Annotated in this window: 19 protein-coding genes; 3 read left to right on the forward strand and 16 right to left on the reverse strand. The window is 46.7% G+C overall.

Features of this window, described 5'->3' with window-relative positions; all coding sequences use genetic code 11:
- Positions 1 to 151: 151 nt before the first annotated feature.
- The gene (dcd, locus tag CWE08_RS04620) at positions 152 to 745 is read right to left on the reverse strand and encodes a dCTP deaminase (RefSeq protein WP_126766055.1); all 594 of its coding nucleotides are present in this window, start codon (positions 743 to 745) and stop codon (positions 152 to 154) included.
- A gap of 92 nt (positions 746 to 837) precedes the next feature.
- Positions 838 to 1,872 carry an iron-sulfur cluster carrier protein ApbC gene (gene apbC, locus CWE08_RS04625; protein ID WP_126766057.1) on the reverse strand — a complete coding sequence of 345 codons (1,035 nt, stop codon included), beginning with the start codon at positions 1,870 to 1,872 and terminating at the stop codon, positions 838 to 840.
- Between the two features lie 183 nt (positions 1,873 to 2,055).
- On the opposite strand from apbC, the gene metG reads away from it, so the two are divergent.
- Complete coding sequence (gene metG, locus CWE08_RS04630; protein WP_126766060.1) at positions 2,056 to 4,146, forward strand: methionine--tRNA ligase; 2,091 nt, start codon at positions 2,056 to 2,058, stop codon at positions 4,144 to 4,146.
- On the forward strand, positions 4,146 to 5,336 hold the full coding sequence (locus tag CWE08_RS04635) for a class I SAM-dependent rRNA methyltransferase (RefSeq protein ID WP_126766062.1): 1,191 nt from the start codon (positions 4,146 to 4,148) through the stop codon (positions 5,334 to 5,336). The genes metG and CWE08_RS04635 overlap by 1 nt, the downstream gene beginning before the upstream one ends.
- A gap of 164 nt (positions 5,337 to 5,500) precedes the next feature.
- Here the strand turns inward: CWE08_RS04635 and CWE08_RS04640 are convergent, their stop codons facing one another.
- Positions 5,501 to 5,878: a histidine triad nucleotide-binding protein gene (locus CWE08_RS04640; RefSeq protein WP_126766065.1), complete on the reverse strand. Its 378-nt coding sequence runs from the start codon at positions 5,876 to 5,878 to the stop codon at positions 5,501 to 5,503.
- Positions 5,879 to 5,917: 39 nt separating this feature from the next.
- On the reverse strand, positions 5,918 to 7,759 hold the full coding sequence (gene ggt, locus CWE08_RS04645) for a gamma-glutamyltransferase (protein WP_241973830.1): 1,842 nt from the start codon (positions 7,757 to 7,759) through the stop codon (positions 5,918 to 5,920).
- An 88-nt stretch (positions 7,760 to 7,847) separates the two neighbouring features.
- Between ggt and rrtA the strand changes: the two genes are divergently transcribed.
- A complete protein-coding gene (gene rrtA / locus CWE08_RS04650) occupies positions 7,848 to 8,468 on the forward strand; it encodes a rhombosortase (protein WP_126766067.1) in 621 nt (206 codons plus the stop codon).
- A 232-nt stretch (positions 8,469 to 8,700) separates the two neighbouring features.
- On the opposite strand, the gene CWE08_RS04655 is transcribed toward rrtA, so the two are convergent.
- The 12 genes from CWE08_RS04655 to pspA form a co-directional block, all read right to left on the reverse strand.
- Positions 8,701 to 11,220 (reverse strand): prolyl oligopeptidase family serine peptidase, encoded by a 2,520-nt coding sequence (locus CWE08_RS04655; RefSeq protein ID WP_126766069.1) that lies wholly within the window; start codon positions 11,218 to 11,220, stop codon positions 8,701 to 8,703.
- Between the two features lie 175 nt (positions 11,221 to 11,395).
- On the reverse strand, positions 11,396 to 12,055 hold the full coding sequence (gene maiA, locus CWE08_RS04660) for a maleylacetoacetate isomerase (protein ID WP_126766071.1): 660 nt from the start codon (positions 12,053 to 12,055) through the stop codon (positions 11,396 to 11,398).
- The gene (locus tag CWE08_RS04665) at positions 12,055 to 13,077 is read right to left on the reverse strand and encodes a fumarylacetoacetate hydrolase family protein (RefSeq protein ID WP_126766073.1); all 1,023 of its coding nucleotides are present in this window, start codon (positions 13,075 to 13,077) and stop codon (positions 12,055 to 12,057) included. Before CWE08_RS04665 ends, maiA begins: the two co-directional genes overlap by 1 nt.
- Complete coding sequence (locus CWE08_RS04670) at positions 13,077 to 14,210, reverse strand: homogentisate 1,2-dioxygenase (protein ID WP_126766076.1); 1,134 nt, start codon at positions 14,208 to 14,210, stop codon at positions 13,077 to 13,079. The genes CWE08_RS04665 and CWE08_RS04670 overlap by 1 nt, the downstream gene beginning before the upstream one ends.
- Positions 14,203 to 15,273 (reverse strand): 4-hydroxyphenylpyruvate dioxygenase, encoded by a 1,071-nt coding sequence (hppD, locus tag CWE08_RS04675; protein WP_126766078.1) that lies wholly within the window; start codon positions 15,271 to 15,273, stop codon positions 14,203 to 14,205. Before hppD ends, CWE08_RS04670 begins: the two co-directional genes overlap by 8 nt.
- Positions 15,274 to 16,173: 900 nt before the next feature.
- A complete protein-coding gene (gene tyrR, locus CWE08_RS04680) occupies positions 16,174 to 17,724 on the reverse strand; it encodes a transcriptional regulator TyrR (RefSeq protein WP_126766081.1) in 1,551 nt (516 codons plus the stop codon).
- A gap of 115 nt (positions 17,725 to 17,839) precedes the next feature.
- Positions 17,840 to 18,181 (reverse strand): 4a-hydroxytetrahydrobiopterin dehydratase, encoded by a 342-nt coding sequence (locus CWE08_RS04685; protein ID WP_126766084.1) that lies wholly within the window; start codon positions 18,179 to 18,181, stop codon positions 17,840 to 17,842.
- Between the two features lie 37 nt (positions 18,182 to 18,218).
- Positions 18,219 to 19,016, reverse strand: coding sequence for a phenylalanine 4-monooxygenase (gene phhA / locus CWE08_RS04690; RefSeq protein WP_126766086.1), 798 nt, complete (start codon positions 19,014 to 19,016; stop codon positions 18,219 to 18,221).
- 16 nt (positions 19,017 to 19,032) lie between these two features.
- Positions 19,033 to 20,223 carry a methionine gamma-lyase gene (gene megL, locus CWE08_RS04695; protein WP_126766089.1) on the reverse strand — a complete coding sequence of 397 codons (1,191 nt, stop codon included), beginning with the start codon at positions 20,221 to 20,223 and terminating at the stop codon, positions 19,033 to 19,035.
- Between the two features lie 221 nt (positions 20,224 to 20,444).
- Positions 20,445 to 20,888 carry an envelope stress response membrane protein PspC gene (gene pspC / locus CWE08_RS04700; protein WP_157981227.1) on the reverse strand — a complete coding sequence of 148 codons (444 nt, stop codon included), beginning with the start codon at positions 20,886 to 20,888 and terminating at the stop codon, positions 20,445 to 20,447.
- A 10-nt stretch (positions 20,889 to 20,898) separates the two neighbouring features.
- On the reverse strand, positions 20,899 to 21,144 hold the full coding sequence (gene pspB, locus CWE08_RS04705; protein WP_126766558.1) for an envelope stress response membrane protein PspB: 246 nt from the start codon (positions 21,142 to 21,144) through the stop codon (positions 20,899 to 20,901).
- 112 nt (positions 21,145 to 21,256) lie between these two features.
- Positions 21,257 to 21,991: a phage shock protein PspA gene (gene pspA, locus CWE08_RS04710; RefSeq protein ID WP_126766094.1), complete on the reverse strand. Its 735-nt coding sequence runs from the start codon at positions 21,989 to 21,991 to the stop codon at positions 21,257 to 21,259.
- Positions 21,992 to 22,222 lie beyond the last annotated feature (231 nt).

A 22,222-nucleotide genomic window follows, 5' to 3' on the forward strand; every position in this document is an offset into this window, starting at 1 on the left:
TGTGCATGCCCATTTACATAAAGATAGTAAGGCATCAATAGCTTGTCTAATTTCTGTGTTTATTTTCCTGCTATTTTTGTGAGTTTTATTCACAAAAAATTAATATACTTTTGTTATCGCTTATTTCAACGTGCCGAGTAAATACTTAACCCTAATTTTCAGTGCCATCGTTGCCGATTCGGCTAGCCACAGCGCCTTTTTGATTTCTATACTTGGCATCTTCTCTGCGGCTATAAGGGCGCGCGCAAGGTTCGCTAAGGAGTTCAAAACTAAGTGCACCTATTTTCATCAGTGGCCGCAAGGCCAAGGGAAGTTTTCCACTGTTAAAAAACTCCAATACAATCTGCCCCGACCAACCCGGATCAATTCTATGCGCGGTTACATGCACCATTAATCCCAAGCGGGCCAGCGAGGATCGCCCATCGAGCCACCCTACAACATGTGGCGGCAGCGTAACTGATTCGTGGGTAACCGCCAGCGCGAATTCACCTGGATGAATAAAAAACGCATCGCCCTCTGCCAAGCGAATTTCCTCACTCATAACCCGCTGAATGGCCGCATCGATTTCATCTCTAGGACCACTAATATCGATATACGGCGCGGCATGATCTTGCAGCACTCGAAAACTCTCACCCAAATGAATATCCACGGTAACTCCGCTAATATCTTTGGAAAGCGGAGCCGGCTCAATACCAATGATTCCTTCGGCTAAATACTGCTCAATCTGAGCATCCGTTAAGCGCATTCAAAGTACCCTCTTGTTTGATGTCATTATTATTCTGGTGTTTGCTCGATTCATTCTTTAGTTGCTGTAAACTCTTGCCTTAATCCGTTATATCAACTATCAACATGCCTGCTTAGCGTGGTTAGTTCCCATGCGTTTGCAGCCAACTGCTGGGCCGATTCCCGAATTACCCCGTTCATCGCATGCCCAGGGTCACTAAGAGCAAGGGGTTCACCATTATCCAAGCTCTCACGCAAAGCCGTTGTTAAAGGCCACTGACCCAATAATGGCACCTGATGTTTATTGGCTAAATCTAGCCCGCCCTTGCTCCCAAATATGCGCTCTTGGTTTCCACAAGCACCGCATTCAAAGTAACTCATATTTTCCACAAGCCCAATCACGGGCACATCCACTTTTTGAAACATCGCAATGCCTTTTTGTGCATCAGCCAATGCAATGTTCTGCGGTGTGGTCACGATAACGGCGCCGGTAAGTGGAAAATTCTGCGAAAGTGTTAATTGAATATCCCCTGTTCCTGGCGGTAAATCAACAAGCAGATAATCCAACTGGCTCCACTGCGTATCAAAAAACAGTTGTTCCACCGCTCTACTCGCCATCGGCCCACGCCAAATTGCAGCTGCCGAAGCATCTACTAAATAACCGAGGGAATTACCTTCAATAGAAAACTTATGCACAGGTAACATTTTCCGGTTCGGAGTAAAGGTTAATTGTTCGCCTTGATTACCAAGCATAGTGGGCAATGAAGGCCCATAAATATCACCATCTAAGATACCAACACGCGCACCTTCATCGGCTAAGGCTTTCGCTAAACTCAAGGTTACCGCAGATTTACCAACACCGCCCTTGCCCGAACCTATGGCAATAACATTTTTGATCTTGGGAAAATTAGCGCCTTGCGGTGCCTTTCCGGATTTTGCCGGTAAGGTTTCAATCGCTAACTGAATATCCCAATGATAAGTTTGCAATCTCGGCTCCTTCGCTATCAGGGCCTTAGCCCCAGTAACCGCTGCAAAAGGCAAGCTAAGGGTTACGTTTTCGCCCTTCACCTGTAGCCAATCTGCGGCAAAGCCGGCAGGAAAGATATTGCTGCGCAGCTCGGCGCAGATCGCTTGAATGCTCTCGGCCATTCTCTTCTACTCACTTTCATTAAAGGTAATAGCAGCCTAATTAAAATACTGGCAAGCCATTGTTTTATTTCTATGGTTGATGATAGTGATATATCCGTAGAGAAGCCACAGGAGTTGATGAAAACAGCCGCCATTTCAGCTACTATAAAGCTCTTTTGTAAACATGGCTGATAGAGAACACATATGGCAGCAAGCATTCAGGCAAGCACTCAAGCAAGCACCCCAGAGAACAAACGCCGCATTTTAGTGACCAACGCTCTTCCTTATGCGAATGGTCCAATTCATATCGGCCATTTGCTTGGCTATATTCAAGCTGATATCTGGGTGCGGTTTCAGCGCTTATATGGCAACGAATGTCATTTCGTGTGTGCCGACGATGCCCACGGCACCCCAATCATGTTAAAAGCCCAGCAACTTGGTGTTGCACCTGAAGATATGATCGCTGATATGAATGCAGCGCACCAACGGGATTTCGCCGATTTTGCCGTATCTTTCGATAATTATCACTCAACCCACAGCCCGGAAAACCAAGAGCTCGCAAATTTAATTTACACCCGGCTGCGTGAAGCTGGCCACATTCAAACGCGCACGATTGAGCAGCTGTTTGATCCAGAAAAAGAAATGTTTCTTCCCGATCGTTTTGTAAAAGGCGAATGCCCTGATTGTGGTGCCGATGATCAATACGGCGATAACTGTGATGTGTGTGGCGCTACCTATGCACCTACTGATTTAAAGAATCCTCGGTCGGCAGTTTCCGGTGCTGTGCCTATCGTGCGTGAATCGGAGCATTACTTTTTTGATTTACCTGCCTTTGGCGACATGCTAAAAGCCTGGACCCGCTCCGGTTCGTTACAATCTGAGATGGCCAATAAGCTCAACGAGTGGTTCGAGCAAGGCCTGCAACAATGGGATATTAGCCGGGATAAGCCTTATTTTGGCTTTGAAATTCCAGATGCGCCGGGTAAATACTTTTACGTGTGGCTTGATGCGCCGATTGGCTATATGAGCAGCTTTAAGAACTATTGTGCCAAACGCGATGATTTAGAGTTTGCTGATTTTTGGGATAAAGAAAGTTCAGCTGAGGTTTATCACTTTATTGGCAAGGATATTATCTATTTCCACAGCTTGTTTTGGCCAGCTATGCTCAGCGGCGCCGATTTCCGCCAGCCTACGAATGTTTGGGCTCACGGTTTTATTACCGTGAACGGCACTAAGATGTCGAAATCGAAAGGCACCTTTATCATGGCGCGCACTTATTTAGAGCACCTCGACCCAGAGTATTTGCGCTATTACTTCGCTGCGAAACTGAGCAGCCGTATTGACGATCTGGATTTAAACCTCACCGACTTCGCGCAGCGGGTTAACTCGGATCTCGTGGGTAAGGTGGTTAATATCGCCAGCCGCTGTGCCGGTTTTATTAGCAAAAAGTTTGCCGGCAAACTTTCCGATAACATCGATGACTCGGCTATGTTGGCGGATTTCCAAGCTGCCGCTACCACCATTGCGCAAGCGTACGAAGAGCGCGAATTTTCCCGCGCGATGCGTGAAATTATGAAGCTTGCGGATCGTGCCAACGAGTACATTGCGGTAAAAGAACCTTGGCAACTCGCGAAACAAGAGGGCAAAGAGCAGGAGGTACAAGATGTGTGCTCTATGGGTATTCATTTATTCCGTTTGCTCATGATCTACCTCACGCCTGTGGTACCAAAGCTCTCGGCCGATTCACAAAACTTTTTAAACGATAGCTTTAGCTGGGAAAGCGCGCAAATTACGCTAACCGGCCACAGCATAAATAAATTTAAAGCACTGATGCAACGGGTGCCTACTGAGAAAATTGAAAGTATGTTAGAAGCGTCAAAAGACAACAATACTGCAGCGCCAGCCGCAAAAGACGAAAACACTGCGGTAGCAGAAACGAATAATCAACCTGAATTTGAGCCAATTGCCGCAGAAATCGAATTTGATGATTTTGCTAAAGTTGATTTGCGCGTGGCAAAAATAGTGAATGCCGAGCACGTGGAAGGTGCTGATAAACTTATCAAACTTACCCTGGATATCGGTAGCGAGCAGCGGCAAGTATTTGCTGGCTTAAAATCCGCATACAACCCTGAAGATTTAATTGGCCAGCTCACCGTGATGGTGGCTAACTTAAAACCACGCAAAATGCGCTTCGGCATGAGTGAAGGCATGGTGCTAGCGGCTGGCCCTGGCGGCAAAGAAATCTATATTTTAAACCCACATGATGGCGCACAACCTGGCCAGCGAGTAATGTAATGGCAGAGCAAATTATCATTAAAAGTGGCCGCGAGAAATCATTGCGCCGCCGGCATCCTTGGGTATTTAGCGGTGCGATTCATAAAATAAAGGGCAAGCCGGAACTCGGGGCCACCATTAACGTTGTTTCCGATAAAGGTGAATTCCTGGGCGTAGCCGCCTACTCGCCACATTCACAAATTCGTGCGCGGATATGGAGCTTCAGCGAAGGCACGGAAATCAACAAAGCGTTTTTTCGCAAGCGCATCATAGCGGCACAAGCTCTGCGCGAAACCCTAGTTGCACCTGTTACAAATGCCTATCGTATTATCGCTGGAGAATCCGATGGCCTTCCGGGCGTTACTATTGATCGATATGCCGATGTGCTGGTTTTGCAACTGCTCAGTGCCGGTGCTTCATTTCACCAAGAAACGATCACCGCGGTTTTGCATGAGCTTTATCCAGAGTGCCGTATTTACGAACGTTCCGATGTGGATGTGCGACAAAAAGAAGGCTTAAAACTGGTTACCGGCGCTCGCCATGGCGAAGCGCCAAAAGAGCCCATTGTTATCGAGGAAAATGGGCTCAAGCTCAATGTCGATGTAATCGGCGGCCATAAAACCGGTTATTATCTGGATCAGCGTGATGCCCGCGCAGCTATTCGCCCCTATGTAAAAGATAAAACCGTTTTAAACTGCTTCGCCTATACCGGTGGTTTTGGCTTGTATGCTGCGGCGGCAGGCGCGAAAGAAGTGGTAAACGTGGATATGTCACAAGCAGCGCTAGATACCTCAGCAGCAAATTTAGCCTTGAATGGCCTATCTGCTAGCAACGTAAAGCACATCAAGGCCGATGTATTCACGCAACTGCGCACTTACGCCGAAAATGGCCAAAGGTTTGATGTAATCGTTCTTGATCCACCAAAGTTTGTTGATTCAAAGGCAAGTTTGAATCGAGCTTGCCGAGGCTACAAAGACATTAACCGCATCGCGGCAAAATTACTCAATCCTGGAGGTATTTTGTTTACCTTCTCATGCTCTGGCCTACTAAGTTCAGAGCTGTTTCAAAAAGTAGTGGCCGATGCTTGTCTAGATGCGAATCGTGATTTACAAATTATAGCGCGAACCAGCCAAGCCCCGGATCATCCAGTGCATATTCACTATCCAGAGGGTTGGTACTTAAAAGGCTTAATCCTCCGCGCTATGGATTAAAACAACTAAACACTGAGAATTTAGCCGTTCTCATAATAAGCTCACCATACCGGCCAGTGTGCGTTTTGCGCTACAAAAAATGAGCTACAAAAAAGCCGTAACGATTAAATCGTTGCGGCTTTTGTTATTGAACGCTATCGGGTATGCCCTTCAGCAGCAATATATTAGGCTTCCATCGGGTTCTTTTTAACCCGATCTTGATATGGTGGCCAACCTAAGGGTTTTCCTGCCAGCACATGCACATGAATGTGGTACACCGTTTGCCCACCAAATTCATTGCAGTTCATAACCGTGCGAAACCCTTCTTCGGCAAAACCTTCTTTGCGCGCAATTTCACCCGCAAGCCAATATAAGTGGCCAACAATTTCGCGATCATCTTTCGAAATATCGTTAACCGTAGCAATTTGTTTTTTTGGAATAATCAAAAAATGCACCGGCGCCTGTGGATTAATATCTTTAAAAGCCAAGGCAATATCATCTTCATAAATGATATCCGCGGGGATTTCTCGATTGATAATTTTATCAAATATGGTATCACTCATTGCATTCCCTTCCTGTTCAGGTAATTGGTTAATTGTTCCCTATTGGCCCTTCGCAATGCCTTCACGGCGAGGATCGGCACCACCCTCAAGGCCATCTTCACCGATACTAATACCATGCAAACCACTATTTAACGGGCGCACCTGAACTTCATGGCCACGGGCTTCAAGCAGAGCCTGAAGCTCAACGATAGCAGTATCTGCTTCTAACGCAGTTGCACCATTCATGTTAGTAATCTTGGGTAAATCAATAGCTTCTTGCATGTTTAAATCCCAATCAAGCAGCCCAATTAATGTTTGTGTGACATAGTTAATAATGCGCGGGCCACCCGGTGAGCCAACAATATGTAGTAAATCGCCGTTTTCATCAAACACAACCGCGGGCGACATTGAACTGCGGGGCCGCTTGCCAGGCTCCACTCGGTTAGCAACCGGAACGCCGTTTACTTCGGGCACCAAGGAGAAATCCGTAAGCTGGTTATTTAACAAAAACCCGCGAGCCATTACCGCGGAACCAAAGCCCATTTCAATGGTGGTTGTCATGGATACAGCATTACCCTGCTTATCAACGATACTAATATGGCTCGTATTCGGGAACTCCGGTGATTGATCATCAGCACGCTGCAAATCATTCAAGCTACCCGGTTCAGCCTTGCCCATATCAGTGCCACCGATAAGCGCAATCCGGCTCTCTAGATATTCTGGGTTCAGTAAAGCAGCCAAAGGCACATCAACATAATCCGCATCAGCGATATACCGATTGCGATCGGCAAAAGCTAAACGAGAAGCTTGGGTGAAGAAATGCAAAGCCTCTTCCCCGTTCACATCAAGCTTAGATAACTCAAACGGTTCGAGTAGAGCCATCGTTTGCAGCATAGTGATACCGCCTGAACTTGGTGGCCCCATACTGCAAATCTCAAATCGATGATAAGGCCCACATACGGGTTCTCGCCAAACCGGTTCATAACTTGCCAAATCATCGAGCGCGAGTAAACCCGGTGCAATAGCGTTCGTTTGCACAGCAGCAACGATATCTTCCGCAATTTCGCCCGAATAGAGCGCATCTGCGCCCTGCTCGGCAATTGAACGCAACGTATTTGCCAATTCTACGTTCCTTTTCAGGCTACCCGCCTGCAACGGCTCACCATTCGGAAAAAAGTATTCACGAGTTACCGGAGTTTGCGAAACACCTGGGTTAATTTCCATTTCCAGTAGTTGCGCCAGCCGAGGCGATACCTCGAAGCCTTGCTCAGATAACGCAATACTCTCAGCAAACAAACGCTGCCATGGTAACTTACCCCAACGCTGGTGAGCGGCTTCTAAGCCTCGCATAACTCCCGGTGTTCCTACTGAACGGCCGCCTACAACGGCTTCAATCCAAGTTGGCGCGTTACCCTCAGCATCTAAAAATAATTCTGCGGTAGCAGCCATGGGTGCCGTTTCACGGGCATCAAGATTATGTAAGGTTTGCGTTTCGTTATCCCAATACAACATAAAGGCACCACCACCAATCCCGGATGATTGTGGCTCGACAAGAGTTAGCATCGCTTGTACTGCAACGGCGGCATCAATGGCGCTTCCGCCCTCAGCCAGCACTGCTAAGCCTGCTTCAACAGCATGCGGGTTTGCCGCGGAAATCATATATTCCTGGGCGTACACCACTTGATTGTCGGCAAAACCCGTAGCCGCTTCTGGATCAAAGGCTTCGCGCTCGCTCGATGCTGGCGAACATGCGGTTAAAAATGCCAAGGCACTCACGGTTACACCGATGCATTTCGCAACGGGTAGCTGCTGCCACGTTTTTGTAAACAATCCTTGCAAAGAAAATTGCTTCAGAGGAGATTTTTTCATAGAAAAACGATGCGAGTTTGTTTTCTTTAGCATTGATACCGCCTTTTTTGCTGTAATTACTTATTTAAGGCTATCATAAGCGCCCAAACACCGCATCGCAATTTAGAGTAGAGTTCGAACCATGAGTTTATCTAATTCTGATTTTAAAAAAGGCCCTATGAATAAGCTTATCCAAAATACCCGCTTCATGCTCGCACCACTCGTGCTGGCTATTATTTTAGTAGCCATTCATTTAAACCCCAACGTGCAGAATTGGCTGGTATTAACCGAAACTGATCTGTTAAGACAACCTTGGCGGATTTTTACCACGCACCTTGTGCACTTGAATGATCAACATTTATGGGTGAACTTGGCAGCGCTCATACTTACGGCAATATTATTCCGGCGTTACATCCAAGGCAGATTATTATTAAACGTAATGATGATCAGCGCCTTGGGTGCTTCGTTAGTTCCCATTCTGCTCGAGCAAGATTACGATTTTGTTGGTTTATCGGGTGTGCTGCACGGTATTTTTGTGTATGTCGGAGTTTCGTTGTTGCGCACGCAAAGGCCAATTGGGATCACCATTTTAATGGTTATGATCGTGAAGCTAGGTGTTGATTTAACGCTTTCAGCGGATGAATCTTTTTGGTTGGGGGCCCAAGTGGCTTACCTCTGCCATGTTGGTGGTGCTATCGGCGGCGCACTTGCAGTACCGGGGTTGCGCCGAAAACCCATTGATATTGTAAAACCAAAACCATAGGGCTTTACATTACCCGCATCGATTCAGCTGAACAGCACCTGCTTCTTTAATTTACACTGCTAGGTTATGAGCGTAGGTAAATAATCGAAAAGGCATGCATTAAAAAGCCCCAACTCGTTGGCAGAACCAACACGTTGGGGCTTTTTTATACCCGTATTTTTCTATCAGTATTCGGCTTCAAGCTCGTTAGCTTTTTATTGATTTTTAAACAACCGAAATACTTAGCTACCTTTTAGTGCAAATGGGTTTCAAATAATTTGTGAATCCGCCGATACTCATCAAGCCAGCTCGATGGCTGTACAAAACCATGGGGCTCAACGGGGAAGATAGCGGTTTCAAAATTTTCTTTCTCCAGCTCAATCAGCCGCTGCACTAAGCGCACAGAATCTTGAAAGAATACGTTATCATCAACCATGGGTGCATTAATTAGTAATGCATCTTCTAAGCCTTCCGCAAAATATATTGGCGAGCTGCGGCGATACGCAATCATATCGTCTTGGGGTAAATTCAAGATATTTGATGTGTAGCCTGTATTGTAGTGAGCCCAATCAGTAACTGGCCGCAACGCAGCGCCTGCCTTAAATAAGCCTGGCTCTTTGAAAAGTGCCATAAAGGTTAAAAAGCCACCATACGAACCACCGTAAGTGCCTACGCGCTCAACGTCTACATTACGGTGCTCACCCATCCAGTTTACAACATCAACTAAATCTTCCACTTCTGGCGTGCCCATTTGCCGATACACAGCAGTACGCCAATCACGGCCGTAACCGGCAGAGCCACGGAAATCCAGATCGAGTACCACGTAGCCTAAATCCGTAAGTTTGCTGTGATACATAAACTCGCGGAAGTAGCCCGACCAGCCCCCATGTGCGTTTTGTAAATAGCCCGCGCCGTGAATGAATACAACAGCTGGGTATCCCTCAGCTCGGTTCGGATCGAAATCCTCTGGCAAATAAACCCGGCTATAAATAGGGTCATCCACATGAGAGGAAGGCACTTGCACTATTTCTGGTTCGGCCCAAGGCATACTCTCAAATTCAGCTGACACCGTTTCGGTTAACTGTGTTGCCGCGCTACCATTCCGTATTTCCTGCACATACAGCTCATTAGGCTGCAAAGGGCTAGAATGGGTGAGCAGTAACCGGGTTTCGTCGGGGCTTAAGCTGTAGTTTGTCATTCCGTTTAAATCAGTAAGCTGCTCGATATCGCCGCCGTTTACAGAAACGCGATAAATCTCATAAATCCCCGGATGCTCTACATTTCCTTGAAAGTAAAACATATCGCCCGCTTGGCTCAAGGTTACGTTATCAACCAAAAACCGACCATCGGTAATTTGTTCAACGTTGCCATTATCGAGGTTTTTAACATAAAGATGAGAATAATTGCTTTCTTCAGAAAGATACCAAAGTGAATTACTTTCTGGCAGCCAGTTAAAGGCATTAAAATCACGGTTAATCCATGCCTCATCGTGCAGCCTGTGCTGGCTCACCAAGTTCGCTGAAGCAAAGTCAATTGTGGCGATCCAGCGATCTTTGTTATCCCAGGCGCGCAACATCAGCGCTACTGCGCTGCCGTTTTCGTTCCAAACAATGTTACCTTCTGGCGCCGACCAGCCCGGCATTAAGCCAATGGCACGAGGCGCGTTTTTACTTTCGTAGGTTTTTCCTTCCGCGGCATAGTTTTCTTCCCGCACAGCGGCCAAAACATCTTCGTCAAACCCAGGTAAACTCTCATAACTCAGTTCGGTTTTTTCACCAGTGTTTAAATCTAGCCAATACAAAGTGTGATTCACTGGCTTTGCATCAGCAACACGGCGACGCACGTTCTGGTTCTCAATTCGCCCCGATTCCGTTACGTATCGAGGCATGAGGTCACCCTCACCACGCCAGCTCTGTGGCTCCGTAACCGCCACAATGGCGTGCTGAGCTGATGGTGATAAGCTCACCTCCACAACTTGAATATTACTACCCAAATAAAATGGCTCTGGCGCAAGTGATGAATTATTCGCAGCCAAAGCCTGTTGATCATCAAACCGCTCTTGGCGCTGGCGACGCTGAACTTGATTGTATTCGATTAGGTTAATCTCTTCGCGAGCAAGAATATCAGCCGGTTCTTTCAGCGCTTCCGGTGCATCTTGAGTTTGCAACGAAAGTACCAGCTCCGTGAAACCATTGGCCAAGCTAATGGCATAAATATCGTTTCCTATGCGGTAACTCAAGCGGCCATCTCGTAAAAACTGTAGGCTTGTTTTGTTCTGGCTATCCCGCGTTAATTGCTGTACTTCACCTGAACTCGCATCGAGTACAAAGATATTGCGTTCAAAGATATAGGCGTGCAGCGAACCATCAGAATTCTCAACAGCATTGCCATACGCATGAGCATGAAGCGCGCTGAGAGCTACTTGGCTTCCATTACCACCGGCTGTGAGGGGCCGTTGGAATAAATCACGCTGTGGGCTTCCTTCGCGCTTACGGCTAAACAATACACTGCGGCCATCCCAAGACCAATACGCATTCTCAGGGGCGCGGCCAATCCAATCAGGATCCGCCATGATCTGTTGCATACTAAACACAGATTCGCGCTGCTCACGAGCGTTTGCTTGCCCTCGTTCTGAGCCTTGGTAAGCCGTTTGCTGAGTGCTTTGCGCAACCGGAGAGCTCACCTCAGCCATACCTTCTTGCATGGGTTCAGAACTAGAACAGGCCACACTAAATAATGCTGCGCTAATCGCTACCGTAAGTTTTCTCTTCATTCCGTTATCCTTCATTTTAAAAATCATCCGCTATTAGCCGCTACTAATTGCTCCGATTTAAATGCAAAACTCAATACGAACGCCAAAATAATTACTTATTAAAACAAAAAAGCTCGGAGATGATAAGACATACCGAGCTTATATGAGCTATCTAAACTGAAACCTGCGTTGAATCTCAGCTATTCGCATCAATCTGATTTTCTGGCTTTGCCGCAATAAAAGCCGGTAAGGCTTCTAACGCCTCGGTAACCGTGAGCAACCGCGGATATGCACTTAGATCAACATTAAATCGCTTAGCGTTATACACCTGTGGAATTAAGCACACATCGGCAAGGCTAACCGTATCCCCCACACAGAAGCTGCCCGCGGTATGTTGCAGGCGAGCTTCGAAAGCAGTAAACGCTTGTTCAACCCAATGAGTAATCCAAGTAACCTTAGTTTCATCAGGTTGCCCGAGCTCCCCGGTTAAATACTGCAACACACGCAAATTCGCAATAGGCTGCAAATCTGCCGCCATATCCAGAGCCAAAGTACGCACTACCGCCGCGCGTGCGGGATCTTCTGGAATTAATCGATGGCTTGGAAAGCGCGCATCCAAGTACTCTATAATCGCTAGAGATTGATTGAGAACCAACCTGTCGCCTGTATTCGGATCCGTTAGCTCTAGCGTTGGTACCAGCTTTGCCGGGTTAAGGCGAACGTATTCAGAACTTTTTTGTTCGCCACCCGATTTAAGCAAATGCACAGGGCAATATTCGTATTCCAACTCTTTCAAAGCTAGCGCTATACGCACCCGATAACTCGCTGAGGAGCGCCAGTAACCATAAAGCTTCATTACTGCGGGCCTTTGTAGGCAACTACTTTCTGATCAATAGCGCCAAAAATGCTATTGCCTTCATGGTCATTCATTTCGATACGAATAGTATCACCAAACTTCATGAATTCAGTAGTTGGTTTGCCATCTCGAATCGTTTCGATCATGCGAACTTCAGCGATACAGCTGTAACCTACACCACCTTCAGATACTGCACTGCCATGATCCGTGCCCTGCTTATTCGATACAGTACCAGAACCAATAATAGTGCCCGCACTCAACGGCCGCGTCATTGCAGCATGTTGTATTAAGCGATCGAAGTTAAATGTCATATCTTCACCGGCATTCGGATAACCGAAAAGCTCGCCGTTATAGGTTGAACGAAGTGGCAAATGAACCTTCCCGCCTTGCCAAGCATCGCCGAGTTCATCTGGGGTTACCGCCACTGGCGAGAACACTGAGCTTGGCTTCGAGTTAAAAAAGCCGAACCCTTTACCTAGTTCGTTAGGAATAAGGCCTCGCAGAGAAACATCATTCACTAACATGAGTAAACGGATATGCTCACGGGCATCGTTAGCCTCAACACCCATAGGTACATCGCCGGTGATAATCGCTACTTCACCTTCAAAATCGATGCCCCAGCTTTCAGAACCAAGCTCAATATCTTGCCGCGGCCCAATAAATGCATCAGAACCACCTTGATACATTAACGGATCTTCCCAAAAACTTGGTGGCATTTCGGCACCGCGCGCCTTCCGTACGAGCTCAACGTGATTCACATAGGCACTGCCATCGGCCCATTGGAACGCGCGTGGTAACGGGCTCTCACATTGTGCTTCTTCAAAAGCAAAATCGTCGTTTAGCTTATCGTTGTTCAACGCGATATAAACTTCTCTTAGATTCGCTTCCACTTTTTCCCAATTATCAACCGCAACTTGCATGGTGCCGGCTATTTCTGGAACAGCTACCGCGCGAGCAAGATCTCGGCTCACCACCACTAACTTGCCATCTCGGGTACCATCACGATACGTCGCTAATTTCATTATTTTTTCTCCTGCCAGCTCATTACGTAATCTGGATTCTCAACGGTGTGCGAAACTTCACCTACCTGCAAAGAATCCCGAGCATCCAACATAACCGCTACTTCATCAGTGAATTTCTTTTTATGCTCACGCCCAGCTTGAAACGCTTTCGGATGAGGCCCATGAGTAAAGCCAGCTGGATGAAAGGTTACCATACCGCGGTCAATATTATCGCGGCTAAAGAAATCACCGGCGTGATAAAACAATACCTCATCATAATCATCGTTGTTGTGATAGAAAGGCACTTTCAGTGCACCCGGATCACTTTCAATCGGGCGTGGAACAAAAGTACAAACCACGAAACGCTCTGCCACGAATGTTGTGTGGGCAGAAGGTGGTAAATGATACCGATGGCTCATTAACGGGCGAAAATCGCGCCAATTCACCCGTACCGGCGATAAATCACCATGCCAACCAACGGCATCAAGTGGGTTATAAGGGAAGGTAACCACAGAAACCTCGCCGTGCCGCTTCACTTCAACCTGCCAACTTTCCTCGCTGTATTGCGCTTTAAATGCATCGTCAATATCAGGCACATCCAAGCAAGCTGGATCGAAAATAGCATGATTACCCACTAACCCTTTCTCCGGCAATTGGTAGGAACCGTTCGTAGCTTCAATCATGAGTAGCTGCATCGGTTCGGCGGGTTCAATGCGCCAGTTAGTGGACCGCGGAATAACCACGTAATCACCATCGCGAATACTCAAGTGGCCGTAATCACAAAAGAGCTCGCCGGCACCTTCGTGCACAAACAACAAATCATCGCCATCGGCATTTCGAGCGAGCTTTTTCATCGCTGAATCTAAATGCCAAATACGAAATTTACAGTGCGCGTTGAACAGTAAGTTCTCCGCTAACCAAGGCGAAGCGGTATCGAGCCCACTAAGCTTATTAAAATCAAAACACCGCGGCCGCAATGGCCCTTCCCATTCGCTCCAACCGGTTGGTGCATGGGTGTGGTGAAAGTGAGTGGCAGGGCCAAAAAAGCCACTGCGCCCTGCTTCCCGCTCATAAATCGCTTCTTCCGGAAAATCAGCATGAGCCTGGCGCGAAGCCTTCCCTACCTGCTTCGGGAAAGAAATCGGTTTACGCATTGTCTAATACTCCACGGCGAATTTGATCTTCTTCAATCGATTCAAATAACGCTTTAAAGTTGCCTTCACCAAACCCTTCGTTACCTTTACGCTGGATAATTTCGAAGAATACCGGCCCGATCACAGTTTTTGTGAAAATTTGTAACAAAATACCATCTTTCATTGGCGCACCATCGATAAGAATCGCCAGCTCACGCAAATCATCAAGGTTCTCTTCATGGCCTTCAACGCGTTCATTTACCTTGTCGTAGTACGTATCTGGCGTTGTCATAAACTCCATACCACGCTCGCGAAGTGTGCGCACAGTGCGATAAATATTATCCGAACTCATTGCAATATGCTGAATACCCTCGCCATTGTAATCTTTCAGGTATTCTTCGATTTGCGATTTATCATCGTGCGATTCATTGATAGGAATACGAATCTTACCGCATGGCGAAGTCATTGCGCGGCTCAATAGGCCGGTAAGTTTACCTTCGATATCGAAATAGCGAACCTCACGGAAGTTGCCGATACGCTCATAAAAACCAGCCCATAAATCCATGTTACCGCGAAATACATTGTGGGTAAGATGATCAACGTAATCCATACCTACCGCAAAGTCTTTCATTTCCGCTTCCCAGTTGTCATAGAAACGAAAATCAACATCATAAATCGATTGGCTGCCGTAGCGATCAACAAAGTACAAGGCACTTTCACCGATGCCATAAATTGCCGGGATATTCAGTTCCATAGCGCCAACATCGGCTTTAAACTCTTTCGCACCGTTAGCTAAGGCATGCTGCATTGCATGATCTGCATCCGCTACACGAAATGCCATACCGCAAACACTTGGGCCATGCTCACGAGCGAAATCTTCAGCTTGTGAAGAAGGCTGGCCGTTCACAATAAAGTTGATGTCGTTTTGTTTGAATAACCAAACATCTTTCCGGCGATGCTTCGCTACTTCAGTGAACCCTAATTGCGTAAATAACTGTTTTAATGCATCGATGCCCTTGCTATCAGCCGCAGTGTATTCAACAAATTCAAAACCATCAGTTCCTAACGGATTAATATCGCTCATCTTTATTTCCTCATTATCGTTATATAGCTACTGAATTTGCCGTTGCCATAATGTACGGTCGAAACTCGGTAGCCAACACTCGCCGCACAAGTAATGCGGAGTGAAAGAATATTCCAACTCTGTTGTACCTTGTTTATCTATGTAAAGGCTAGCAAAGGCGGCGCAACTCAGCTGTGCATAGAACTTAAACGTTCGTAACGTTACCTTTACATCACAAGCACAAACCATACTGGCAGCCTCTTATGTAAATATATATTTACATATTAGCATGAAGGTGTCTTGTATACTTTCCATAGTAGTTTCATTTCGCTGTAACGGTTCAGGCAAAGCTGGGTGTCTGCCGCAAGGAATTCAGTGGCGCGAGGTGGGGCTGAGGATGCCGGGCAGAAGTGTCCGCGCCAAGGATGGCGCGGTACACAGCGACACATGGATGTGCTTGAGCGGTTCTGGCTGGCATCCACAGCCTCACCGGAAGCCACTGCGCTCCATGCGAAGGCGTATTTGCGGAAGGCTACCGGCAAAGCTGGGTGTCTGCCGCAAGGAATTCAGGGGCGCGAGGTGGGGCTGAGGATGCCGGGCAGAAGTGTCCGCGCCAAGGATGGCGAGGTACACAGCGACACATGGATGTGCTTGAGCGGTTCTGGCTGGCATCCACAGCCTCACCGGAAGCCACTGCGCTCCATGCAAAGGCGTATTTGCGGAGGGCTACCGGCAAAGCTGGGTGTCTGCCACATGGAATTCAGTGGCGCGAGGTGGGGCTGTGGATGCCAGGCAGAAGTGTCCGCGCCAAGGATGGCGCGGTACACAGCGACACATGGATGTGCTTGAGCGGTTCTGGCTGGCATCCACAGCCCCACCGGAAGCCACTGCGTTCCATGCGAAGCCAAGCCCTACCGGAACTCAGCGGCGACGTTGTTTGCCAATGCCATAATCACGGAGTTTGTTAGCAATGGCGGTATGGCTGAGCCCAAGCTTACGGGCAAGCTGCCGAGTACTTGGATAACTCGGGTAAAGGCGGCGTAACAAAGTGCTTTCAAAACGCTTGACTGCTTCTTCCAAAGAGCTTTCATCGAGATTAATGTTAAGTTGATCCGGCATAGTTGGCATCTCAGGTAGTTGGATGTCATGCGGCTCTAAAACATCTCTTTCCAGCATTGAAAGGGAACGAAACAAAGTATTTTCTAATTGCCTAACATTACCCGGCCAACTGTATTGATTCAGGTATTCTCGGGTAGTAGGCGCAATTCTTACTGGCGGCCGCTGCAACTGCACACAAAACTTATAAGCAAAATGCTCGGCAAGCAGCGCGATATCACCTTTACGCTCGCGCAATGGCGGTAACTGCAGTGAAAGCACATTTAATCGATAGTACAGATCTTCGCGAAAAGAACCCGCCTCTACCTTGGAAAACAATTCACCACGCGCTAAACAAATCAAGCGCACATCAACTTTCACCATTTGCTCTTCGCCGATTCGACGAAACCTGCCATCTTCAAGAAACCGCAACAGCTTGGCCTGCAATTCCTGCGACATATCGCCAACAGAATCGAGCAGCACCGTACCCCCATTCGCTTGTTCGAAAATGCCTTTTTTCCCCTGAGGATGATGGCTAAACACATCGGCGCCGTAACCAAACAGCTCGCTCTCAGCAACATTATCAGGAAGTGCGCCGCAATTTACCGCGAGAAATGGTTGTTGGCTGCGATTGCCCGCTTGATGGCAAGCACGCGCAAAGAGTTCTTTGCCAACACCGGTTTCACCCTCAATAAGCAATGGAACATCAAGTTGTGCCATACGTTCAGCGTCTTTTAACAAGCGCTTAACCGCAGAATGCTGAGTAAGTAGCTGGGTGAAGGGTGAGTTGGTATCGTTGTGGCCTGGCTGTATCGGAACTGGTTCAGATTGGCAATGAATCACAGCACCAGCAAAACTGGGTTCACCCTCGGCATCATTTACCCAGATAGGTAAAATGTTAGCGCGGTAGTTAGCAGAGCCTAATTGCAAGAATTCGGTTTTAGTATCACGAGGCTTTTTATCGAGCCAGCGTTGTAAATTGATACCACCCACGAGCTCATTGATTTGCACACCTTTCAACTCGGATTTATCCGCATCGAGCAAAGCGGCGGCCGCACTGTTAATCACGTCGGCGCGGCCTTTTGAATCAACCGAAATTACTGGATTTGGTAGCGTGCTCAACAGTAAATTAAACTCATAGTGCTCACGTTCAGTGGGCATATACGAGATAGTTTTTACATCTTGAACATTTGGGATCCGCCGAATTTTCGACATTAAAAGTTGAAACTCAGCAAATTCCAGTGAAGGAAAATTCAGAAAAATCTTTCCCACCGGATCAACTTCGATTCCTTTCAAATCGATTTCGTTCTCGCGCAAGATTCCCAGCACATCTTGGCAAAGGCCCAAGCGATCGTTACAAATGATTTCCAAGCGCATGTATTTTGGCGAAGCCACCTCAAGGAGTATGTAAAGCAAATTATACAGACATTACAAAAAAAATCAGCACTCCCGAAGCCCGAGAGTGCTGATAGTTATCGCGTGAAACCTGCCGTTAATCGTTCAATAGCTGATCGGTTTTCGCTGCCATAATGAAATCATTTTTGTGTAGGCCGCCAATCGCGTGGCTCCACCAAGTAACCGTTACCTTACCCCACTCTAAAAAGATTCCTGGATGATGGAATTCTTCTTCCGCTAACTCCGCTAATTTATTCGTGAACGCCAGGGCTAATTTAAAATTCTTAAATTTATAAACACGTTCCAACTGCATAACATCATCGCGCACCACCGGTGCCCAATCTGGAATCTCCCGCATCAATTCAGCGAGTTCTTGGTCAGTTACCTTAGGCGCATCCGCATGGCAGGCTTCGCATTTCATTTCTTTTAATTCCGACATTCTAATTTCCTATAGTTACTTTTACATTATCAATCAATTAAGCCGCATCTTTAGGTGGGAACTTAGGTTCAAATAAACCCAATTCCATGGCCTCGTGCACCATTGCCATGATATCCATATCCGCGATTTCGAATAACTCGTTAACATCCTCAATCGTGTAATAGATCGGCTGCATAATATCAATGCGGTAAGGCGTGCGTAGAGCATCGAGTGGCTTCAGCGGTTCGCGTTCGGGAACATCACTTTCCAGCGCATAACGAGTTTCACCGGGTGAGGATAAAATACCGCCACCGTAAATGCGTAAACCTTCTTTGGTTTTCAACAAACCAAATTCTACCGTAAACCAATATAACCGCGCTAAATATACCCGCTCTTTAGGGGAAGCGGCATAACCAAGCCGGCCATATTGATGCGTAAAATGCGCAAAGGCTGGATTGGTGAGCAATGGGCAATGGCCGAAAATCTCATGAAAAATATCTGGTTCTTGCAAATAATCGAACTCTTCACGGGTGCGAATAAAGGTAGCCACTGGAAACTGCTTGTTCGCCAGCAACCGGAAAAACTCATCAAAAGGAATTAGCGCCGGCACTTCCGCAACCTGCCAGCCTGTAGTTTCCGCCAATACTTTGTTGATTTCATATAGCTGTGGAATGCGATCTTTTGGCATATCGAGTAGGCGCATTCCTTCAATATACTCATCACAAGCCTTGCCCGGAATCATATCGAGCTGGCGAGCCACTAAATCGTGCCAAATTTGATTCTCTTCATCCGTCCAAGCAATGTGCCCGTTTTCATCAGATTGCTTAGAAACATATTGGCTCGTTTTCTTTGCCATAGTTAGCTCCTCGTTTTTAATTTTGCGCCAAGCTTTGTGATAAATCGTTGATGATGTCATCAACGTGCTCTAAACCGACAGAAATTCGAACCAAACCATCGGTTATCCCAGCTTTTGCTCGCGCTTCTGGGCTTAATGGTGAGTGCGTCATTGATGCCGGATGCTGAATCAAGGTTTCTGCATCGCCTAAGCTCACCGCCACTTTAATCATCTGTAAGCGATTCAAAAAATCAACCGCTGCCGCATAACCTGTATGTAGCTCAAATGCGATAATGGCGCCCGCATGCTTCATTTGTGTACCCACTAAACGATGTTGTGGGTGTTGCTTAAAACCTGGGTAGTAAATATGGGCAATACTAGGATGCCGCGCCAGAAACTCAGCCACTTTGTCAGCATTACTGCAATGCCTTTCCATACGGATTGCCAAGGTTTTTAGACCACGAGTAATCAACCACGCATCATGGGGAGATATAGTTGCCCCCATGTCTTTTAACGTTGTCATTTTGATCAACTGAATATCTTCTTCGCTACCCGCGATTACACCGGCTACAACATCGCCATGCCCGTTCAAATACTTCGTGGCGCTGTGTAATACCAAATCGGCGCCATAGGCCACAGGTTGTTGCAATAACGGAGTCATAAAGGTGTTATCCACGATCATTTTTACATTTTCGTGCCGTTTGCAAACCTCACCCACCATACCTAAATCAATCAATTTTAAATGTGGGTTTGCCGGTGTTTCTAAAAAAACAACCCGGGTATTTTCTTGAAAGGCAGCCTCAAGTGTTGCTGCGTCGGTCATGTCTACGAAGCTCACAGAAACACCAAAGCGCTCAAACAAATGGCTAAATAAAGCAAAGCTACACCCATAAACACAATCGGAGGCAATAACATGATCGCCAGCGCGTAAAAAGGCCATAGTTGCCGCCGATACAGCACCCATTCCGGTTGCTGTGGCTGCAGCTGCCGGCATATTCTCGAGCGCCGCTACACGTTGTTCCAATGCATTCACTGTTGGATTTCCTAACCGTGAATACATATACCCGGCTTCCTCACCGGCAAAGCGCCGGCCTCCCGTTTCCGCATCTGGAAATACGAAGGTTGAAGATTGATATAACGGCGCTACTAATGCGCCATGTTCATCTGCCGCCACATGGCCACCATGAATAACCATGGTTTCGGGGTGCAGGGTTCGGGTTGCTGCCATATTCACTCGCAAAAATTGTTATAATTATGTGATGGCAGACAGCTTACGGAGAGTGGTAATTTTCGGCAATCCCTAACAACTGCTTATACCACTTCAAGCTGTAAGGTTAACTTTCCAAGTTTTCGTTTTTGCACCAGTTACACAAAACCTCGCACAAGTGGCGAGGCTTTCTTTATTCGGTAGATTTTTGCAATGGGTTCGCTTGTGTTACAAAAATAAAATCACAACCGATTAATCTCATGGCGTACTCGGAATTCCGAAGAGGTTACATAGCTTTCTATGGAGCGTAAGGATTTTTCCATCGATGCAAACTCACCCTCAATATCGGCTAACGCATAATGTGGCAATTTACCGGCTTCCCACACTTTCGTTTTCACCTCGATAGTGCGGCCATCGGCAGTGCGTTCAACGCGAGTTTCCTCTCTTATCGTTTGGTCCTGCCCGCGATCACTCGCTCCTTTCGATTTTTTAGATTCCTTATCAAGAACAATCCAAGCAATAAGGTAGGCAACAAAAGTTACTTTAGAAGCCAAAATCAATGCGGTTACCGCAATAATACGAATAACCCAAAGCTCCCAACCAAAGTAGTTTGCGATTCCAGCACAAACGCCACCAATTTTTCCGCGCTTTTCATCTCTGCGTAGTTCTTTTTTTCGCTCAGCCATACTCATCTCCTCACCCGCGATCATTTTGGCGCCAATTACTATGCTCCGCGTCGAGTAAATTCTCTAAAGTGCGAATGCGATCACGCATGCGTTCAGCTTGCTGTGCCAACTCACGAACACGCTCGGCGTCTTCTTGGCTCATACCTTCGCTGATTTTATTTCTGCTTCGATAATGCAGAATCACCCAAATAGGCGCCACAAAAATCACAAATAAAATGAGTGGTGCAATCAACATCGAAATCACTGCAACGTCCATATATTGTCCCGCCTCTAATGCGTAAAAATTACGATCTTCAAACATTGTTAAACCATTATTATTTTTCGTTGCTCAAGGCTACCGGAATGGCATTATCCATTCCGGACCAAGCCTACGCATCTTTTTTCTTCGCACTCTTGGCAGCGCCGCCTTTTGCTGTGCCCTCTTGCTTAGCTTCTGCACTGGCATCACCGCCTTTTACTCGTGCTTTCAATGCAGCTAATTCCGCATCAACATGAGATTCATTTTCTAACGCACGAAATTCATCGGCTAACGTTTTTTGCCCTAAATCATAAGCATCTACTTGTGATTCCAAGCCATCTATCTTGGCTTCGTACCGATCAAACTTGTGCATCGCATCATCGATTTTAGAACTATCTAACGTTTTTTTCACGGATAAACGTGAGCTTACTGTGCGTTCACGCATTAAAATCGATTTTTGCCGAGCTTTCGCATCCGAGAGCTTTTCTTGCAACTGGCCAATTTCACCCGATAGCCGCTCGATATGTTCATCAACCCGAGCAACTTCAGCTTGTACAGAATTAACAGTTTCCTGCAATTTGTTTTTCTCTATAAGCGCTTGGCGCGCCAAATCATCCCGATCTTTGCTGAGTGCCAATTCTGCCCGGCGCTCCCACTCCACTACTTCGTTTTCCAAACGCGTGAGTTCGCGGTTCAATTCTTTTTTCTCGGATAGAGTTTTGGCTGATACAGAGCGCACTTCAACTAATGTATCTTCCATTTCCTGAATAATCAGGCGAACCATTTTTTGTGGATCTTCAGCTTTATCGAGTAACGAATTCAAGTTCGCATTTACGATATCTGTAAAGCGTGAAAAAATACCCATAACAATTACCTCTTAAGCAATGTATTCTTCCTGAGTGGCGCAAGAAGTAGCACTTCATGAACCGATTTTAGCTCCGCAGACAAATTACAAGCAGTAGCCTTGGTTATTAATGATACAAATCCCGTGCCAACTTTTTATTTTATTGTAAACCTATGAATAAGATAGTTTTTTGTGATGTAATAAAAAACTATCTAAAAATGTGCATTGTTTAATTTAGATAATTAGACTAAT

The organism is Aliidiomarina iranensis, assembly GCF_003987135.1.
Classification (GTDB): Bacteria; Pseudomonadota; Gammaproteobacteria; order Enterobacterales; family Alteromonadaceae; genus Aliidiomarina; species Aliidiomarina iranensis.

What these genes read in the sequence shown, in the direction of transcription:
- pspA (WP_126766094.1), bottom strand. Translation starts at nt 21,991, where the DNA reads ATGGGTATTTTTTCACGCTTTACAGATATCGTAAATGCGAACTTGAAT.
- ggt (WP_241973830.1), bottom strand. Translation starts at nt 7,759, where the DNA reads ATGCTAAAGAAAACAAACTCGCATCGTTTTTCTATGAAAAAATCTCCT.
- phhA (WP_126766086.1), bottom strand. Translation starts at nt 19,016, where the DNA reads ATGGCAAAGAAAACGAGCCAATATGTTTCTAAGCAATCTGATGAAAAC.
- pspB (WP_126766558.1), bottom strand. Translation starts at nt 21,144, where the DNA reads ATGGACGTTGCAGTGATTTCGATGTTGATTGCACCACTCATTTTATTT.
- hppD (WP_126766078.1), bottom strand. Translation starts at nt 15,273, where the DNA reads ATGAGCGATATTAATCCGTTAGGAACTGATGGTTTTGAATTTGTTGAA.
- apbC (WP_126766057.1), bottom strand. Translation starts at nt 1,872, where the DNA reads ATGGCCGAGAGCATTCAAGCGATCTGCGCCGAGCTGCGCAGCAATATC.
- metG (WP_126766060.1), top strand. Translation starts at nt 2,056, where the DNA reads ATGGCAGCAAGCATTCAGGCAAGCACTCAAGCAAGCACCCCAGAGAAC.
- CWE08_RS04670 (WP_126766076.1), bottom strand. Translation starts at nt 14,210, where the DNA reads ATGCGTAAACCGATTTCTTTCCCGAAGCAGGTAGGGAAGGCTTCGCGC.
- CWE08_RS04640 (WP_126766065.1), bottom strand. Translation starts at nt 5,878, where the DNA reads ATGAGTGATACCATATTTGATAAAATTATCAATCGAGAAATCCCCGCG.
- tyrR (WP_126766081.1), bottom strand. Translation starts at nt 17,724, where the DNA reads ATGCGCTTGGAAATCATTTGTAACGATCGCTTGGGCCTTTGCCAAGAT.
- CWE08_RS04635 (WP_126766062.1), top strand. Translation starts at nt 4,146, where the DNA reads ATGGCAGAGCAAATTATCATTAAAAGTGGCCGCGAGAAATCATTGCGC.
- rrtA (WP_126766067.1), top strand. Translation starts at nt 7,848, where the DNA reads ATGAGTTTATCTAATTCTGATTTTAAAAAAGGCCCTATGAATAAGCTT.
- dcd (WP_126766055.1), bottom strand. Translation starts at nt 745, where the DNA reads ATGCGCTTAACGGATGCTCAGATTGAGCAGTATTTAGCCGAAGGAATC.
- megL (WP_126766089.1), bottom strand. Translation starts at nt 20,223, where the DNA reads ATGGCAGCAACCCGAACCCTGCACCCCGAAACCATGGTTATTCATGGT.
- pspC (WP_157981227.1), bottom strand. Translation starts at nt 20,888, where the DNA reads ATGGCTGAGCGAAAAAAAGAACTACGCAGAGATGAAAAGCGCGGAAAA.
- CWE08_RS04655 (WP_126766069.1), bottom strand. Translation starts at nt 11,220, where the DNA reads ATGAAGAGAAAACTTACGGTAGCGATTAGCGCAGCATTATTTAGTGTG.
- maiA (WP_126766071.1), bottom strand. Translation starts at nt 12,055, where the DNA reads ATGAAGCTTTATGGTTACTGGCGCTCCTCAGCGAGTTATCGGGTGCGT.
- CWE08_RS04685 (WP_126766084.1), bottom strand. Translation starts at nt 18,181, where the DNA reads ATGTCGGAATTAAAAGAAATGAAATGCGAAGCCTGCCATGCGGATGCG.
- CWE08_RS04665 (WP_126766073.1), bottom strand. Translation starts at nt 13,077, where the DNA reads ATGAAATTAGCGACGTATCGTGATGGTACCCGAGATGGCAAGTTAGTG.